At 63.6% G+C, this 17,507-nt stretch carries 16 protein-coding genes; 9 read left to right on the forward strand and 7 right to left on the reverse strand.

Annotated elements, in window-relative coordinates; genetic code table 11:
• The first annotated feature begins 121 nt into the window (after nucleotides 1-121).
• Together ACZ5BO_RS17445 and ACZ5BO_RS17450 are read left to right on the forward strand one after the other, a co-directional pair.
• Entirely contained in the window at nucleotides 122-2,317 is a 2,196-nt protein-coding gene (locus ACZ5BO_RS17445) for a KAP family P-loop NTPase fold protein (RefSeq protein WP_464695880.1), read from the forward strand.
• Between the two features lie 220 nt (nucleotides 2,318-2,537).
• The gene (locus tag ACZ5BO_RS17450) at nucleotides 2,538-3,287 is read left to right on the forward strand and encodes an SDR family NAD(P)-dependent oxidoreductase (protein ID WP_464695881.1); all 750 of its coding nucleotides are present in this window, start codon (nucleotides 2,538-2,540) and stop codon (nucleotides 3,285-3,287) included.
• Here the strand turns inward: ACZ5BO_RS17450 and ACZ5BO_RS17455 are convergent.
• Nucleotides 3,284-4,198: an AraC family transcriptional regulator gene (locus tag ACZ5BO_RS17455; RefSeq protein ID WP_025128982.1), complete on the reverse strand. Its 915-nt coding sequence runs from the start codon at nucleotides 4,196-4,198 to the stop codon at nucleotides 3,284-3,286. The two genes, ACZ5BO_RS17450 and ACZ5BO_RS17455, sit on opposite strands and share 4 nt — an antisense overlap.
• Nucleotides 4,199-4,327: 129 nt before the next feature.
• On the opposite strand from ACZ5BO_RS17455, the gene ACZ5BO_RS17460 reads away from it, so the two are divergent.
• Entirely contained in the window at nucleotides 4,328-5,800 is a 1,473-nt protein-coding gene (locus ACZ5BO_RS17460) for an aldehyde dehydrogenase family protein (protein WP_464695882.1), read from the forward strand.
• A gap of 327 nt (nucleotides 5,801-6,127) precedes the next feature.
• On the forward strand, nucleotides 6,128-7,225 hold the full coding sequence (locus ACZ5BO_RS17465; protein ID WP_025128980.1) for a DmpA family aminopeptidase: 1,098 nt from the start codon (nucleotides 6,128-6,130) through the stop codon (nucleotides 7,223-7,225).
• 126 nt (nucleotides 7,226-7,351) lie between these two features.
• Here the strand turns inward: ACZ5BO_RS17465 and ACZ5BO_RS17470 are convergent, their stop codons facing one another.
• The gene (locus ACZ5BO_RS17470; protein WP_029978414.1) at nucleotides 7,352-8,161 is read right to left on the reverse strand and encodes a helix-turn-helix transcriptional regulator; all 810 of its coding nucleotides are present in this window, start codon (nucleotides 8,159-8,161) and stop codon (nucleotides 7,352-7,354) included.
• Nucleotides 8,162-8,276: 115 nt separating this feature from the next.
• Between ACZ5BO_RS17470 and ACZ5BO_RS17475 the strand changes: the two genes are divergently transcribed.
• A complete protein-coding gene (locus ACZ5BO_RS17475) occupies nucleotides 8,277-9,092 on the forward strand; it encodes a carbon-nitrogen hydrolase family protein (protein WP_025128978.1) in 816 nt (271 codons plus the stop codon).
• Nucleotides 9,093-9,200: 108 nt separating this feature from the next.
• Nucleotides 9,201-10,292, forward strand: coding sequence for a polyamine ABC transporter substrate-binding protein (locus ACZ5BO_RS17480; RefSeq protein WP_464701305.1), 1,092 nt, complete (start codon nucleotides 9,201-9,203; stop codon nucleotides 10,290-10,292).
• A 34-nt stretch (nucleotides 10,293-10,326) separates the two neighbouring features.
• Here the strand turns inward: ACZ5BO_RS17480 and ACZ5BO_RS17485 are convergent, their stop codons facing one another.
• Both ACZ5BO_RS17485 and ACZ5BO_RS17490 read right to left on the reverse strand, forming a co-directional pair.
• Nucleotides 10,327-11,553, reverse strand: coding sequence for an MFS transporter (locus ACZ5BO_RS17485; protein WP_464695883.1), 1,227 nt, complete (start codon nucleotides 11,551-11,553; stop codon nucleotides 10,327-10,329).
• 265 nt (nucleotides 11,554-11,818) lie between these two features.
• Nucleotides 11,819-12,526 carry a peptidoglycan DD-metalloendopeptidase family protein gene (locus tag ACZ5BO_RS17490; RefSeq protein ID WP_464695884.1) on the reverse strand — a complete coding sequence of 236 codons (708 nt, stop codon included), beginning with the start codon at nucleotides 12,524-12,526 and terminating at the stop codon, nucleotides 11,819-11,821.
• Between the two features lie 256 nt (nucleotides 12,527-12,782).
• Here ACZ5BO_RS17490 and ACZ5BO_RS17495 point away from each other — a divergent pair, with 256 nt between their 5' ends.
• The 3 genes from ACZ5BO_RS17495 (at nucleotide 12,783) to ACZ5BO_RS17505 (ending at nucleotide 13,818) form a co-directional block, all read left to right on the forward strand.
• Nucleotides 12,783-13,004 carry a PLDc N-terminal domain-containing protein gene (locus ACZ5BO_RS17495; RefSeq protein ID WP_025128974.1) on the forward strand — a complete coding sequence of 74 codons (222 nt, stop codon included), beginning with the start codon at nucleotides 12,783-12,785 and terminating at the stop codon, nucleotides 13,002-13,004.
• Between the two features lie 53 nt (nucleotides 13,005-13,057).
• Complete coding sequence (locus ACZ5BO_RS17500) at nucleotides 13,058-13,579, forward strand: hypothetical protein (protein ID WP_115658605.1); 522 nt, start codon at nucleotides 13,058-13,060, stop codon at nucleotides 13,577-13,579.
• A gap of 101 nt (nucleotides 13,580-13,680) precedes the next feature.
• Nucleotides 13,681-13,818, forward strand: a complete 138-nt coding sequence (locus tag ACZ5BO_RS17505) for a PSPA7_2676 family Cys-rich small protein (RefSeq protein ID WP_464695885.1) — start codon at nucleotides 13,681-13,683, stop codon at nucleotides 13,816-13,818.
• A gap of 45 nt (nucleotides 13,819-13,863) precedes the next feature.
• On the opposite strand, the gene ACZ5BO_RS17510 is transcribed toward ACZ5BO_RS17505, so the two are convergent.
• From ACZ5BO_RS17510 to ACZ5BO_RS17520, 3 genes are all read right to left on the reverse strand, one after another.
• Nucleotides 13,864-15,864 (reverse strand): peptidase U32 family protein, encoded by a 2,001-nt coding sequence (locus ACZ5BO_RS17510; RefSeq protein WP_464695886.1) that lies wholly within the window; start codon nucleotides 15,862-15,864, stop codon nucleotides 13,864-13,866.
• Nucleotides 15,865-15,987: 123 nt separating this feature from the next.
• On the reverse strand, nucleotides 15,988-16,368 hold the full coding sequence (locus ACZ5BO_RS17515; RefSeq protein WP_464695887.1) for a RidA family protein: 381 nt from the start codon (nucleotides 16,366-16,368) through the stop codon (nucleotides 15,988-15,990).
• A gap of 93 nt (nucleotides 16,369-16,461) precedes the next feature.
• Nucleotides 16,462-17,412 (reverse strand): LysR family transcriptional regulator, encoded by a 951-nt coding sequence (locus tag ACZ5BO_RS17520; RefSeq protein ID WP_464695888.1) that lies wholly within the window; start codon nucleotides 17,410-17,412, stop codon nucleotides 16,462-16,464.
• Nucleotides 17,413-17,507 lie beyond the last annotated feature (95 nt).

The raw sequence follows: 17,507 nt of genomic DNA on the forward strand, positions 1-17,507 counted from the left end.
AGGCAAACGCAAACCAGCACAAGGATCTAGGCAGATGTCGGCAACACAGGTATCCAGCGCCCCGGGCGGGCATGATGCGGCGCTCACTCAACGCGCCGACGATCTCCTGGACCGCTGGCCGGTGGCCAAGCTGATCCAGCGCATGATCACCGCGACGCCCACGGGCAGGTCCACCCGGATCGGCCTGTACGGCCCGTGGGGCAGCGGCAAGACCAGCGTGCTGAATTTTCTGCAGCAGATTGCCGAGGAGACCGGTGACATCGTGGTGCGCTTGCCCGTGTGGCAGGTCACCGGAGAGGCGGGGTTCATGGCGCAGTTCTATCTGCAATTGACCACGGAGTTGCACCGCAGGAACCTGGCCGAGCCCTTGCAGCCCTGGTTGAAGCGGTTGAGTAAAAAGGTCACCGACACCCTGAGCAAAGTGTCGAACTCCACTGCCCAGGTGACGCTTCCAGACTCGGCCGAGTACGCCTCGGTGATCAGCGCCGCAGCTCAGGTATCCGGAGTGGTTTTCGACAAGCTCAGCGGCATGCTGCAGCTGGATGCAGAAGACCTGAGCGCATTGCACGAAAAACTGGCAAAGAAGCGGGTGATCGTCTTCATCGACGACCTCGACCGGGCCGATCCGCAGGTGATTCCGCAGACGCTGCTGGCCCTGCGGGAACTGCTCGACTGGCCGGATTTCGTGTTTGTCCTGGCCTTTGACAAGGCGCTGGTCAGCCGGGCGCTGCACAGCTATTCCGCGGCCTTTGGCGAGTCTGCCCAGCATTTTCTCGACAAGATCATCGACCTGCCCTTCACCTTGCCGGCACCAACGCCCAAGCAGGTGCAGAGAATGGCGGCTAAAAGTCTGGCGGACAGCTGTGGGTTCCTGCCGGCCCTGGCCATCGAGCAGTGCGCCCAGTGGTTTCCCGGCAACCCGCGCTACGCCAAGCGCATCTGCCGCAGCTTGTCGGTCTTCGGCGCAGCCCGCGATCGGCACGCAAAGGATGAGCTGGATTGGCGCGGGATTATCCTGCAGACCCTGTTGCGCGAGAGCGAGCCGGGCATGGCGGAGTATTTCACGCAGCACTTCCAGGAGATCGTCAATGCATTCAGGCCACTGATGTTTGCTTCGCCCAATGAAGAGGCGTGCAACCTGCACCGGCAGGCTGCGCTGGCCATGACGCCCCATGCCGCCAACAGCCCGCAAGGCATCTGGGCGCTGGGGCTGTTCGAGGAGGTGATCAAAGCCCGGATCGATAGCCAGTCGTGGCTGGAAAAAATCCACTACGAGATGAGCCTGGCAGTGGGCGTACCGGCCTTTACCTCTTCCGAGCTCACAGGGTTTTTCGACGCCTGGCTTGAGCACAGAACCCCGCGAATCATTGATGAATTCATTCATGGCGCAGTGGATCGAAGTGGCGAAGCTGAAGCGGCCGTGGCCGCGGACATGCTCAAGGCTGTCAATATTCTCTATGCCCAACTGTGCAACGAGGCGCGTTCGAGCTACTCGCGCGACGGGTTTGAACGTGTCTCTGAAAACTGTGCTGACCTGCTTGAACTGATGGCGCTCTTGTACGGCGGCGAGCTGGGAGGCGTGCTGGCCGTTGTCGGTCGTGAACCTGAGACTTGTGTTACGGCGATCAGGACCTTCTTTAACTACTCGACCCAGGATGACACCGCGCTTGAGCGCGACCTGCGCCAGCGTGAACGGGCGCTGGCCCGCGACATCGCCCGGCGCTGCAACGACCCTACGGTGGTTTATCGTCAGGCCCAGGAGTTGCAGAACAACCTGACCTACAGCCGACAGGACCCGGAGCTGCGAATGGCTTACCTGCAGGATATAAGCCAGTCAGTAATACCGGAGCTCATCAGTCGGGCCCTGGAGCTGTTCTTCCTACCCAACGGAATCGCCAACGCCTATCTCAAGGGGGAGTCGAAATATCTCTGGGTCCTGAACTCCATGACGTCCCCCTTGTATCGAACACCGGAGGCAGTACAGCAGCTGGAGCAGCTCATGCGGCGCCCGAGAAACCCTGGGCAGCAGGCGGTAGTGGCCGAGAACGCAATGAGCTACCTGGGTAACTTCGGCCTGGAGCAGGACGGGATCCTATCGCTAATGCCCCAGTACTCGGCGCCGCTTCATGCCCGGTACATTGAACTGGCTTGGGAAGCGCTGATGCAGGTCGAGCCGAGAATACAGACGCTGGTCTACCTGGAGGAGCTGCACCAGCGACTGCTGCGCGGTGGCGTGGCAGTGGAACTGCTGCCGCTGCCCGCGTGGTGGAATGGCCGGGAGGGCGATATTCGGCATCCACTGCAAAGCCTGTTGTGATCCGTAACTGTAGATCAGCCTTGTTTAGCTGCCGTCATGCCTTCGCTTCACCCTGTTCCTGCTACAACGCGGCGAGCGGGCCTTGCACTGCCCTGGACGCTGGAGCAAGTTTCCCGGCTTTTCAGTGATTAACACCCTCGGACCTCAGGCTTAAGCTCAATCCATCGCCCGGTGCCACTGGGCGAACAGATGACTGACGAGCGCAGCAGAAGGTTCAAGCATGAAAAAACTGGAAAAGAAAATCGCCCTGGTGACCGGTTCCTCCAAGGGCATCGGCGCCGAGATCGTCAGGCAGCTCGCCGCAGAGGGCGCTACGGTCATCGTCAATTACACCCGCAGCCAGGCCGATGCCGAGCGGCTGGTGACGCAGATCGTCGAGCAGGGCGGCAGGGCCTTTGCGATCCAGGCCGATGTCTCGAAAAGCCTTGAGGTCAAGGCGTTGTTCAAGACCATCGGCCATCAGTACGGCCACCTGGATATCCTGGTCAACAATGCCGGGGTCTATTCCACCGGGGCCCTGGCCGAAGTCACCGAAGAAGCCTTCCACCGCCACTTCGACTTGAATGTCCTGGGCCTGATTCTCTGCTCCCAGGCCGCCCTCGAATACTTCAACCCGGCCGGTGGCAGCATCGTCAACATCAGCTCCAGTGTCACCTCGTTCACCCCGGCCAACTCCACGGTCTACACCGCGTCCAAAGGGGCGGTGGACGCCATTACCCGCACCCTGGCCAATGAGCTGGGGGCCAGGAAGATCCGCGTCAACTCGGTGAACCCGGGGCTGGTGGAGACCGAGGGTGTGCACGCCAGTGGTTTCTTCGCCGACGAGTTCCGCAGCAGGATCGAGTCCATCACGCCCCTGGGGCGGATCGGCAGCCCCCGGGACATTGCGCCGGCGGTGGCATTCCTGGCCTCGGACGCTGCCGGCTGGATCACCGGCGAGACCCTGATCATCGGCGGTGGCTTGCGCTAGCGGCGTTGTTGCCCGCGTTGGTAGTGCCGCGGCGCTTCGCTCATCACCCGCTTGAACGCGGTGCTGAAGGCGCTTTCCGATTCGTAGCCGAGGGAGAAGGCGATGCTGGAGATGCTGTCGTCGCCATTGCGCAGGCGGTCGCTGGCCAGGAGCATGCGCCAGCGGGTCAGGTACTCCATGGGGGCGACCCCGACAATGCTCTTGAAGCGCAGGGCGAAGGCCGAGCGCGACATGTTCGCCCGTTGGGCCAGCTCTTCCACGGACCAGCGTCGCGCCGGGTCGGCATGCAGTGCACTCAGCGCGGCGCTGAGGTTGCGGTCGGCGAGGCCGGCAAACCAGCCGGTGCCTTCGCTGCCGAGGGCGTTCAGGTGAGCCCGCAGCACTTCAACGAGCATGATGTGAGCCAGGTGTTCAGTCATCAGCGAGCGCCCCGGCTTGTGTTGGCGCAGCTCCGAGGTAAATCGCTCCAGGGCCCAGCGCAGGATGGACGCCTGGGCTGAAGCCCCGGTGATGTGGACCAGTGACGGCAGGGTGCTGAGCAGGACCTGGGCCGGCACTCCGGTGAACTCGAAGCGGCCGCCGACCAGTTGGGTCTGCTCGCCACCGTGATCGAGGGCGATCTCATCTTCGGCGAGCCGTCGAAAGTACGGGGTGGAATCCAGCGCAACCTGAGTCATATCGCTGTAGAGGGCGAAGGGAACGCCTCGGGTCATCAGGAAGCAATCACCTTGTTGCAGTTGTTGTGGTTGTTCGCCTTCAACTAATAACCAGCAGCCACCCTGGACCACGGTGGTGAACTTGATCCCGGCATTTTCAGGAAAGCTGAATGCCCAATCGCCTGCCAGTTTCAATGTTGCAGAGTGATAGTTGCGAATGCGCAATAAAGACAGAACACCTGAGAGCGGGTCCATTGGTCATCCGTTGTGTTGTTGAAAGTGGGAGAGGGATGTTAACACCGTGATTATCCAGCGAGATATATAAAGCACCATTTTTATCCCTATAGCAGTTTGTCGAGAGTTTCAATTTCAAGAGGCAGGATCATGAACGTCGAATTTTCTGAAGTGTACGGGCCGTTGATTAACGGCGTATTTGAAATAAACAATAACGGCACATTTACCGCACAGGACCCGGCGACGGGCAAGTGCCTGGCAACTATCCATTACTGCAATGAACAGGATGTTGATCGTGCGGTCAGTGCTGCCCATGGCGCCTTTGCCGGATGGAAAGCCCTGGGGCAGCAGGAGCGCGCACGGCTGATCAATGCCCTGGCCGATGCAGTGGAGGCCGACAGTGAACGCCTGGCGCGGATCGATGCCCTGGACGTTGGGCGCTGCATCAGTGAAGTGCGCAAGGACTACCAAACCGCAGTGCGGCACTACCGCTACTTTGCCTCGGTGATCCTGGCCCATGAGGACCATGGTCGCGAGATCGCTGGTGGCTATGCCCTGGGCAAGCGTGAGCCCCTGGGCGTTTGCGGGCAGATCATTCCCTGGAACGCACCGGCCATCATGGCGGCATTCAAGCTGGCGCCGGCCTTGGCCGCGGGCAACACCGTGGTGCTCAAGCCCGATGAAAATGCCTCGCTGTCGACCCTGGAGCTGGGGCGGCATATCGCGCGGATTTTCCCCGCCGGGGTGGTCAACATCGTCACCGGCCTCGGTGAAGTGGTGGGGGCGGCCCTGAGTGCCCATCCGCAGGTGCGCAAACTGTCGTTCACCGGCAGCACCGAAGTGGGCAGGATTGTCGCCGGGGTGGCTGCCGAGCGCCTGGTGCCGGCGACCCTGGAGCTGGGGGGCAAGAGCGCGAATATCGTCTTTGCCGATGTCGAGGACCTTGACGCCGTGGTGGATAACGCCACCTTCGCGGCGATTCACAACAACGGCCAGTCGTGCCTGGCCGGCACCCGGCTGTTTGTCCACGGGGATATTTTCGAGGCCTTCAAGGACAAGCTGATCGAGTCGTTCCGGCGGGTCAGGGTCGGCTCGCCCCTGGATGAAGAATCCCGGGTCAGTTGCCTGGTCTCGGCCCATCAGGGGCGCAAGGTCCTGGAATACATCGATATCGGCATAGCCGAGGGCGCCACGCTGCTGGTAGGGGGCGCACGGGCCGAAGTTGCCGGTTGCGAGGCGGGCTATTTCATCCAGCCCACGGTGTTGCTCGCCGGCAATCACATGCGTATTTGCCAGGAAGAGATTTTCGGTCCGGTGCTGTCGTTGATCCAGTGGAACGATTACGAAGAGATGATCGCCCAGGCCAATGACACCGAATACGGCCTGGCCGCCGGGATCTATACCGCGAACCTGAAGAACGCCATGGCCACCGCCAACCGTCTGGAGGCTGGTTCGGTGTGGATCAACCGCTACTCCAATATCAGTGATGGCACCGCCTTTGGCGGCTACAAGAACAGTGGCATCGGCCGTGAGTTCTGCCGCGAAACCCTGAATGCCTATACCCAGGTCAAGACGATTACCGTTCAGGCTGAAGTGCCGGCACCCTGGTTTGCTCCGCGTTAACTGCCAAGGGTTTTCCCAACTTCAGAGATGAACTTCTCAGGGCGGGCTGTGTTCGGTTGATTATCGAGTTGATGATTGCGAGTTGAATCGCCTGGCTCTTTCGAAGAGCAGGGTCCGCCTGCTGATTTGTGCTGATCATGCATATTGCCGGGTCTGCTTTTATTAACTTTTATCACCGTCGGCAGTAACTTTTGCGAAGCGGTCGGTGGGCTTTAGTTACCCGCAGGGCATTAACCTGCTGGGGGTAACAAATGAGGGTTATCGTCAATTGCAGTGCAGGTTCCTACACTTCGAGCCCTTAATCGATCGAATGTGGAGAGTGCAACAATGCGTTTACGCGACCTTGGCATCACCTTGGGTTCGGGTACCCCAGGCGTCTACAACGCTATTACCGATGTGCCCGGCGTGCGGGTCGGCCATCACACCCTCAGCCTGGAAACCGCCGAGGCGTCGATTCATACCGGGGTGACGGTGATCGAGCCGCGCAGCGGATCGGCGCACCTGGAACCCTGCTTTGCCGGGGTCCATGTGCTCAATGGCAATGGTGACGCCACGGGCCTGGAGTGGATTCGCGAGGCGGGCCTGCTGGCTTCGCCGATTGCCTACACCAACACCCACAGCGTGGGTGTGGTCCGCGATGCGCTGGTGGCGGCCGAGCGGGAGATGGCCAGGCAACACACCTACTGGTGCATGCCGGTGGTGCTGGAGACCTACGACGGGGTGCTGAGCGATATCTGGGGGCAGCATGTCACGGCCGAGCATGTGGCGGCGGCCCTGGGCGAGGCACGTTCGGGGCCGGTGGCCGAGGGCAATGTCGGCGGCGGCACCGGGATGATTTGCCATGAATTCAAGGGGGGCATCGGCACTGCATCGCGGGTCTTGAGCCAGGAGCAGGGGGGCTGGACCGTGGGTGCACTGGTACAGGCCAACTATGGCGTGCGCGAAGAGTTGCGCGTAGCGGGCTACCCGGTGGGCCGGGTGCTGGCTGAGGTGGCATCGCCGTTCAAGGGCGCGGGCCATGTCGGCGAGCCGGGCATGGGTTCGATCGTCATCACCATTGCCACCGATGCACCCTTGTTGCCGCACCAGTGCACCCGGCTGGCACAGCGAGCCAGTGTCGGCCTGGCCCGGGTCGGTGGCGGGACTGAGGATTCCAGCGGCGATATCTTCCTGGCGTTCTCGGTGGGCAACCGCAACCTGCCGGTGGCCAACCACGGGCATCCGGGGGCACCGACCACGGCTGTGCAAATGGTCAACAACGACTACATCTCGGCACTGTTCCTGGCCGCTGCGGATGCTGTGGAGGAGGCGATCCTGAATGCGATGCTGGCCGCCGATGACCTGAGCGGCTGTGGCCGCCAAGTCCTGGCCTTGAAGCCCGAGGGCCTGCTGGCGGCCCTGGAGCAGGTGGGCTGGCGCCGCTGAAAGCGATGGCCCGGCACCCGCTGACGGGTTGCCTGACCGACCGCTGCGGGTGCCCGCAGCCGGGCCGATCCACGATTTGATCTGGCGAGCGCACCTTGAGTGGTCCGCTCGCTTTTTTTTGCCTCTCTAGCCTTGCTCGCCACCTTCCTGGGCCTGCAGGAACAGGGCGAACAGCTCGGACTGGGACTTGATCCCCAGCTTGCTGTACAGGTGCTTGCGATGCACCTTCACGGTTTCGGCGGAAATCGCCAGCTTGCGCGCGATTTCCTTGTTCGAGCAGCCGCTGAGCAGCAGTTGAACCACTTCCATTTCCCGTGCCGAAAGGGCCGTGCCTGATTGCCAGGTGGCCTGTTCCAGGCGGCTCTGCCAGCTGGGCGCGGGCTGGGGCAGATCCGCCGGCTCGCGCTCGAACACCAGGCGCTGGCGCATCAGCGCCGCCACCCAGGGCTGGACCAGCCCCAGCAGGGCGGTCTGCTCGGGGCTGAAGCGGCACTGGCAGCCCAGGGACAGGCTGAGGGTGCGCTGGCCATCGAGCTGGACATTGATGTGCACCTCGTCGGCCACCACGTTGAGGCGGAAATAGCGCTGGTAGTAGTCGGTCTGCTCGAAGCATTCCGGGGCCACGTCCTCCAGGCGAAACAGGCCGCTGCGGGGCGTTTCCCGGTTGTGGATGTAGAACGGGTCCAGCAGGTACAGGCCCTTGAGGTAGTCCTGGAACAGGGCGTCCGGCTCGCCGTCTGCCGCCGCGGACTCGGCCAGGACCCGGGGCCGGCCAGGGCTGAAGATCAGCACCACCCAGTTGTCCACCGGCACGTAGTGGCGGAGCAGGCGTACCAGCGCGCTCCAGAAATGCTCCTGGTCCAGGGTTTCGATCAAGCGGCCCACGGCGTCGTGCCAGGCCACATCCTGCAAGGTCAGGTGCGTTTCGCTACCCATAGCGGGGTACCCCATCGAAGTGATTCTTTGCCGCTGTGCGGCGCTCCATACTCCAAGGGTCGCCGGTGCCTGTAGCGGCCATCGGCGACGCCTCCAACGCGTGCAAGGATCAGAGATGAAGATTGAACTGGTGCAACTGGCTGGCCGTGACGGCGACAGCGTTTATAACCTGGGGCGGGTGCTCGAAGCCATTACAACCTGCGCCGCGGACACCGATCTGCTGGTGTTTCCGGAAACCTGCCTGAGCGGGTTCGTCGGCGCCGAACAATTGCCGCTGTGCGCCGAGCCCCTCGACGGGCCGAGCGTGCAGGCGGTGCTGCAGGTGGTGCGCCAGCGCAATGTGGCGGTGGTCATCGGCCTGGCGGAAAGTGCCGAAGGCCACTACTACAACAGCTCGTTGCTGCTGACCCCCGAAGGCATCGCGCTGCATTACCGCAAGACCCATCTGTGGCCCTCGGAGCGCGGCGACTTTCGCCCCGGTGACCGCTATGCCACGGTGCTGTGGAAGGGCCTGCGGGTCGGCCTCCTGATCTGCTACGACATCGAGCTGCCGGAAAGCGCTCGGGCCCTGGCGCAGCTGGGGGCCGAGCTGATCATCGTCAGCAACGGCAATATGGACCCTTATGGGCCGGTGCACCGCACCGCGATCATGGCCCGGGCCCAGGAGAACCAGCTGTTCGCGGTGATGGTCAATCGGGTCGGCGAGGGCGACGACGGGCTGGTGTTCGCCGGTGGCAGCGCCGCCATCGATCCGTTCGGCCGGGTGCTGTTCGAGGCCGGGCGCGATGAGTGCCGGCAGGTGGTCAGCCTCGATCCGCAGCAGCTCCAGGCTGCCCGCCGCGATTACCACTACCTCAGCGACCGTCGCTTGTTCTTGAACGGCGAACGCATCGACCACCCGGACGGTCGTCGTGAACTGTTGATTCCCTGACTCAGCTTCAGCGCTCTGATTCCTGCCACAACAATCCCACTATCAGCAGGCACGGTGCTGTCCCCCCAGGGGCGGAAGCCGGCGCTGTGGAGTATCCCGATGACAAGCATGCGCTGCGCCCGACGGGCCCTGGCCTTGGTGTTCAGTTTCAGCCTGGCCTGCGCCGCCAGCGCCGAGCCCCAGGTACACATCTACAACTGGTACGACTTTATCGCCCCGGACACCACCAAGGACTTCCAGGCGCAAACCTCGATCGTTGCGACCTACGACGTGTTCGACAACAGCGATGTCATGCAGAGCAAGCTGATGGCCGGGCGCAGCGGCTACGACGTGGTGGTGGCCACCGGCGACCTGCTGCCGAACCTGATCAAGGCCGGGGTGCTCAAGGAGCTGGACCGCAGCCAATTGCCCAACTGGTCCCACCTGGACCCGCAGATCCTGGCCAAGGTCCAGGGCAACGACCCGGGCAACCGCTACGCCGTGCCCTACCTGTGGGGCACCACCGGCATCGGCTATGACGCCGACAAGGTCAGGGCGATCCTCGGCGCCGACGCGCCGGTGGATTCCTGGGACCTGATCTTCAAGGAAGACAACCTGGCCAAGCTCAGCCAGTGCGGCGTGGCCATGCTGGATGCCCCAGGCGAAGTAATTCCCATCGCCTTGCACTACCTGGGCCTGCCCTACAACAGCCAGAAGCCCGAGGACTATCGCCAGGCCGAGGCCCTGTTGCTGAAGCTGCGCCCCTATGTGCGCTACTTCGATTCCTCGAAATTCATCACCGACCTGGCCAACGGCAATATCTGCGTGGTGCTGGGCTGGGCCGGTGGCGTGCTGGACGCCAGGACCGCCTCGGAAGCGGCCGGCAATGGCCGGCATATCGAATACCGCATCCCTGGGGAGGGCGCGCCGATCTGGGTCGAAAGCCTGGTGCTGCTCAACGATGCACCCAACCCGCAACAGGGGCTGCAGTTCATCGACTACATGCTGCGCCCGGCAGTGATCGCCCAGACCACCAACTACCTGAAGTACCCCAACGGCAACCTGGCCGCCAAGGCGCTGATCGAGCAGAAGATCCGCGACAACCCCAGCGTCTACCCGAGCCAGGCGGTGCTCGACACTCTGTTCCCGCTGGAGCCGCTGCCGTTGAAACTGGAGCGGGTACGCACCCGGGTCTGGAGCAAGGTCAAGAGCGGCAGCTAGCGGTGCCGGTGGTGGCTTGGACCCGGCTCCGCGGTCACGGGCGCGGGCAGGCCAGGCGGGTTCTGTGGGCCATCAGCAACAGCGCGCTGCCGAGCACGAGGAACACGATCAGCGCGCTGTTGATCGCCCGGGCCATGCCGGATGAGTCCACCAGCAGGCCGAGGGGAATCGGCACGGCATTGAAGCCGTAGATGGTCATGTAGAAGTAGGCGATGAGCGTGCCGTGGCTACGGCCTTGGGCCAGTTGGTTGATCAGCCGGGCACTGCCGACGAAGATTGCGCCGTAGGCGTAGCCGCCGACGATCATGGCCAGCACCGCCAACAGCAAGGAGCCCTGGTAGAAGGCCATCAGCAGCATGACGAAGGCCAGGTTCTGGCACAGCAGGCCGCCCAGCAGGGCGCGCCGGGCCTCCAGGCGCTGGCAGAACAGCTGGCTGGCCCCGGCGATCAGCAGATAGGCGCAAATGCCGTAGCCGAATATTCCGTGGTCCTGCAGCCCCAGCAGTTGCTCGGCGGCTCCAGGGCCGATGACGAACACGCAGGCGGCAAACGACCAACTGAAAAACACCGCCCAGGCGCACAGGTGATAGGGCAGGCCAATGCCCTGCAGGCTCTGGACCAGCCCGGGGGACTTGATCGGCGGCGGGTCGGCAACGGTCGGCGCTAGGGTCGGCGCTGACGGCCAGCATCCCAGCACACCGACGCAGGCCGCCAGCCCCAGGAGCATGATCAACCAGAACGGCAGCATCAGGGGATAGAGCTCCAGCTGCAGGGCGGCACCGCTGAGCAGCGGGCCCAGGGCCAGCCCGCTGACCATCGCCAGGGTGGCCAGCAGCGCCGCGAGCTTGCCGTTGTCGGCGGGGCCGAAGCGCAACAGCGCCAGGTTGATCCCGACGGTCATCGCCCCCGAGCCCAGGCCTGCGATCAGCCGCCCGCTACCCAGTTGCCACAGGGAGTTGCCCTGGGAAAAAAGCCAGGCGCCCAGCACCACCAGGCTGGCGGCGGGCAGCAAGAGCTTGCGCAGGTCCGGCAGGCGCCCGGCGATCCCGGCCAGGGTCAGCAGCGACAGCAGGACGCCGACGCCGTACACGCCGAAGATCAACGTCAGCTCTACGGCGCTCAACTGCAACTGTTGCTTATAGAAGGGGTACAGCGGCGTCGGCACGCTGCTGTTCATCAAGGACACCATCAGTGACAGCGTCAGAAAGACCAGAAAGATTCGGGACGGCGCTTTATTGCAGGCGTGAGTGTTCGTGGACATGAGTTATCCAGGCCAATGGTTGTATCTGCATGGCAGTAAGGGGGACGCAGGAAGAGCAGGTTGGCGGGCAGGTTACCGCTCGGGACGATAACCCAGGTGCTGTGCCGGCCCCGTCTCGGGACAGGGACTTCGAGCGCCAGGGGCTGAAATACCCCCGCTCAAACCCTCCGGCAAATGATAGCGCCGGCCCTGGCCACTACCATGCTTGAAACCCCCGAGTTGTTTCTTCTGCGTCCAGCCGGCGCCTTGTGGGGCAAGACGCCACTCAGCCCGGCGGCAACAGGCGCAACGGGTCGACGGGCACGCTGTTGGCGCGGATCTCGAAATACAACTGGGCGCGGTCGGTGTCCTGGGACCCGGCCTCGGCGATCTTCTGGCCCTTGATTACCATCTGGCCCTCCTTGACCACCAGGCGGCTGTTGTAGGCGTAGGTGCTGGTGTAGGAGGGGCCGTGCTGGAGGATCATCAGGTTGCCGTAGCCGCGCATATAGCCGGCGAACGCCACCTTGCCGCCCAGGGTGGCGTGGATCGGCTGGCCCTGGGTGGTGGCGATGCGGATGCCCTGGTTGAGCTTGCCGGTGGGCGAGAAGCGGCCGATCAGCACCCCGCGCAGTGGCCAGCTCCAGCCCTGCAAGGTGACCTTGGGCATCGGCGGGGCAGGCGGCGCGGCCTTGCCCTTGCTCTTGCTGGCGGTGCTGCGCGACTTGCTGCTGACCACCCGGGTGGTCCTGGCCGCACCGCCAACCCGCAGCACCTGGCCGACTTCCACGGTATAGGGCGCCCGGAGGCCGTTGAGCCGCGCCACTTCCTTCCAGTTCGTGCCATTGCGGCTGGCAATCGAATACAGCGTGTCACCACGCTTGACCCGATACTCACCGGCCTTGAGGGGCGCGTTGCCGCCAGGGCTGGAGGAATTGGAGCTGCAGGCCGATACCGCCAGCAGTAGTGCAATCAATAGAAGTCTTACCAACACACGGCAACCATTAAGTCCTGATAAAGCCCTGCAGCTCGAGCTGCCCGCGACGCGCCAGGCAAGCCGGCAACTATACCTGTTTGCGACTTGAGAGGCGCGCTATAGACCGCAACAAGCAGCGTTAAATTCAATCAGGATGTCACCGCGTGCAGGGCCTTGTCCGCCGTTTCCCTGTCCGGGGAGCTGCCAGTGCGCAAACTTAATGAACCCTCGCTTGCGCCGCCCACCTAAAGCAGTTCAGACCGGGAGGAACTTCATGCCTATCGAATACATCTGGATCGCTCTGGCAGTGCTGGTGCTGCTGGCCGAACTCTGGGCCATCAAGGCTTTGCTCAAAAGCGCTGCGCGGGCCGAAAACAAGGGGCTGTGGATCGTGGTGATCATCTTTTTACCCTTGCTGGGGCTGCTGCTCTGGCTCTGCGTCGGCCCCAAGGCGTTGAGCCGTGACGCCGCCGCGTCGAATGCCGGCAAAGGCTGAGACGCAGTATTGACTGCATAACCGAGGAAGACCTTGCCGTGCCCAGAATCCTCATGTCCCAGGTGGATGAAGCCGAACTCAGCGAGCACAACGCCAAGATGTTCGGCTCACCCAAGGAGCGCCTGGACTTCTACCGCCGGGAAATCCAGTACGAAACCACCATCCTGGCCAACCGCACCGACGCGTACCTGACGGCCCAGGCCTTTCTGGTGATCGCCTTCGCGTCCTGCATGGCCAACCTCAATCCGGAGTGGGGCAAGCTCTTTACCCTGTCGGTGCCGCCGTTTCTGGCGTTGCTGGGAATCCTCAGTTCCCTCAATGCCTGGCCGGGGATCAGGGCCGCGTACGAGATCATCGATCACTGGCACTTCAAGCAGAGCCACCTGCTGCACAGTGAGCCGCTGATGGGCCTGGCCTACGACGAATCGCCACTGTTCTGCGAGAGCGAATCGAGCCACAAGGGCTATCGCAAGTCGTTGCTGTTTTCCATGCGCTCCCCCTGGTTGTTCGCGGTGTTCTGGCTGCTGTTGGGGAGCTGGGCGGTGTACATCCAGGTGACCAACCCGGGGTCTTGAGCCGGCTCATGGGTGGGCGCGGCACATCCGGCCAAACCTTCGGGAGCCCGCGTGGTCAGTCAGGGTAGGAGCCCGGCAAGAAGGGCATCGGGAGAAGGGGCATGAGCATTGTCTGTCTGGTGCGTGGTTGCCGGTGGTGCACCAAAGAACAACCCAGCGAGGGCCAGTTGCTGTGTCAGCGCTGCCTGCGCTGCGGCACGCAACGCTACCGGCACATGACCACCCGCCTGCCGGCTTGACGGGGGAGCAGGCGAGCGCGGCCCCTGGCCACGCTCGCGGGTCACTCAGTGCGGTGCGCGGTGAATGGTCTTGAGCAGGTCTTCAGGGCTGATATGGCCGACAACGGAATCGCCGGCGCTGCCTGGTAGCGGCAGGTCGAGGATATGGCCCTTGATCTTGCCCACCACGTGCATTTCGCAGGGCTTGCAGTCGAACTTCAGGGTCAGCACTTCGTCACCGTGCACCAGTTGCATCGGCGCCACCTTGGTGCGCACGCCGGTCACGCCCTTGGCCTGCTTGGGGCACAGGTTGAAGGAGAAGCGCAGGCAGTGCTTGGTGATCATCACCGGCACGTCGCCGTGCTCTTCGTGGGCCTCGAACGCAGCGTCGATCAACTGCACCCCGTGGCGGTGGTAGAAGTCCCGGGCCTTCTGGTTGTAGACGTTGGCCAGGAACGACAGGTGCGACTCCGGGTACACCGGCGGCGGGTTGCTCTCGGCCTTGCGGCTACCCCGTGGGTGCGCGGTGATGCGTGCCGCATCCAGGGCTTCGATCGCCTCACGGCGCAGGGCCTTGAGCTGGGAGTTGGGAATGAAATACGCCTGGGGCGCGTCCAGCTTGATGTCGGTGGCGTGGTAGAGGGTGGTGCCCAGTTGCCCCAGCAGGTCGCGCAATTGCTCCAGGGCCTGTTCCGGTTTGTTGGCCACGCCGAACGGGCCATCCAGGGTGACGCTGGCCTTGATGCCTTCTTCGCTGGTGGCGCTCAGTTCCAGACGCTCCGCGCTCAAGCGTGCGAGCCAGGACAGGCCGATGCGGCGCTCGGAAGAGGTGCGGGTCAGGGCCTGTTGCCAGTTGTGGTCGAGGTTGCGGCTCAGGGGATGGTTGGGCCGCAGGCGATGCAGGCCTTCGGGCATCTCGTTGGGCTCGACCCGATAGCGGTAGCGCTTCTCGCCGTCTTCCTCGAATTCGCCGCGGGCCTCGGCGATGTTGGCGCGAAAGCCCACCACTTCACGCTTGACCAGCAGGTTGAGGCCGTCGCCGTTGGACAGCGGCTCGAAGGTCACCACTTGCAGGTCGCGCTTGCCGACTTTTTCCACGGTGCCCACTGGCAGACCGGTGAAGGTCGGCGAATCGAAGGCGCCGATGTCGATCTTGCGCTCACTGACGAAATAGTCGGTGCTGCCACGGTGGAAGGTCTTGTCCGGGTCGGGGACGAAGAAGTGCGCGGTGCGGCCGCTGGACGCCCGGGCCAGGTCCGGACGGTCTTCGAGAACGTCGTCCAGGCGCTGGCGGTAGTAGGCCGTGATGTTCTTCACATAGGCCATGTCCTTGTAGCGCCCCTCGATCTTGAACGAGCGCACGCCGGCTTCCACCAGGGCGCGGATGTTGGCGCTCTGGTTGTTGTCCTTCATCGACAGCAGGTGTTTCTCGTAGGCGATCACGCCGCCGTGCTCGTCCTTGAGGGTGTAGGGCAGGCGGCAGGCCTGGGAGCAGTCGCCACGGTTGGCGCTGCGCCCGGTCTGGGCGTGGGAGATATTGCACTGGCCGGAAAACGCCACGCACAGGGCGCCGTGAATGAAGAACTCGATGGCCGCGTCGGTTTCGGCGGCAATCGCGCTGATTTCCTTCAGGTTCAGTTCACGGGCCAATACCAACTGCGAGAAACCGGCCTGGTCGAGAAACCTGGCCCGCTCCAGGGTGCGGATATCGGTCTGGGTGCTGGCGTGCAGCTCGATGGGCGGAATGTCCAGCTCCATCACCCCCAGGTCCTGGACGATCAACGCATCGACCCCTGCGTCGTACAACTGGTGGATCAGCTTGCGCGCCGGTTCCAGCTCGTTGTCGTGGAGGATGGTGTTGAGGGTGGTGAAGACCCGGGCGTGATAGCGCCGGGCGAACTCCACCAACTGGGCGATTTCACCCACCTCGTTGCTGGCGTTATGACGGGCGCCGAAGCTCGGGCCGCCGATGTACACGGCGTCGGCGCCATGCAGGATGGCCTCGCGGGCGATGGCCACATCGCGGGCAGGGCTGAGCAGTTCCAGGTGATGCTTGGGCAAGGACATATTTTTTTAATCAGGCTTGTCACGGTCGAGGCGCGCATTGTAGCGGCGAAACGCTCGACCGGCACCTGTGTGCTGCCCGATGGCGGCCGCCGGCATCGCACGGCCGCAGCTGTGGCAGCCGGTTCAGCCCTTGGCGGCCATCGCGGTGACTTCCACACGCATGCCTTCCACTGCCAGGGCGGCGACGCCGACCGCAGCGCGCACGGGCCAGGGCTTGGCGAAGAAGCGCTGGTAGACCTGGTTGAAGGCGGCGCGGTCGGCCATGTCGGTGAGGTAGATGGTCAGGTGCAGGACCCGGTCCATGGAGCTGCCGGCACCTTCGAGGGCCACCTTCAGCGCCTGCAGGGTGCATTCGCTCTGCGCGCTGATGTCGCCCAGTTCCAGGCTGCCGTCGGCGCGGGTGGGGATCTGGGTGGAAACCAGCAGGCCGCCGAAGCCGGCAACGTCGGAGGAAATGGAGTCGGCGTCGGGATCGGGAATGAAGGTCAGGTCCGGATTGGTCATGGAGAGCTCTTGTGGCATGGGGAAAAGGGTGATCTGCCGGGCAGTTTAAGGGTAAAGCGAGGTGACGGATATTCTGCCGAGCGCCTGATCCGCTCAGAACTGCAGGCTGAGCATTCTGGCCAGGCGCTGGTGGTGGTCCTCGCGCGAGCGGTTGCAGGCTTTCAGGGTCGTTTGCAGGCACTGGATAAAGCAGCGGGCGGCCGAGTCCAGGGGCTGGTCGCGCAGGTGAATCACACTGATGTCGGCCTCTTCGAGGGGCTCCTCCAGCTCCAGCGCCTGGGCGCTTTCGCGCAAGGGGGCGCACAGGAGCATGGGCTCGGGGGAGTAGCCGAGCATGCCGGCATCGACGATCAGGCTGCTGAGCATGGCGCTGGACTGGGCACACACGATGCGTCCGGGCGGCACGCTGAAGCCGTGCCGGCTGAACAGTTCATGGATCACCGCAGCGTAGCTGGACTGGCTGAAGTTCATTACCCAGTCTTCATCGAGCAATTGCCCCAGTGAGCGGGCGGCGCGTTGCGGGTGAGCGCGCGATGCCAGAACCCGCATGCGATAGCGCGCCAGGGGCAGATGGACGAACTCCTGGGCGGGCAGGGCACTGGCAGGGCCCAGGGTCAGGTGCATCAGACCGCTGCGCAGCAACGGCAGGCTGACCGCCTGCAAGCCTTCGTACAACTCCAGTTGAACGGCCGGCAGCGCTTGGCGAAAAGCCCGCACGGCCGGGGCCAGGAGCGTCTGCCCAAGCCAGGGTGTGACCCCGACGCAGAGCCTGGACGGGGTTTCTCCGCGCAGGCTGGCCAAATCCCTCTGGGCATTTTGCAACTGGTTGGCGATCTGCGTGGCGTGGGGCAGCAGGATCTGCCCCGCGGTCGTCAGCCGTGCGCCCCCTGCATGGCGGGTCAGCAAGGGCAGGCCCTGTTCATCCTCCAGCTCGCGCAGGGCCCGGGTCACGGCCGCCTGGGACAATCCCAGCCCGCGAGCGGCGGCGCGTATCCCACCGCCCTCGGCCACCGCGATCAACGCCTGCAATTGATGCAACTTCACGGGCTTGCCTCTCCTGAATACCAAAGGTTGTCACGACAACGTTTTTGCGGCTTATGTCCGCCGGTTCGCGGCGCTAGGTTAGCCACAAGGCCTGG

The sequence above is a fragment of the Pseudomonas sp. FFPRI_1 genome (assembly GCF_055384485.1).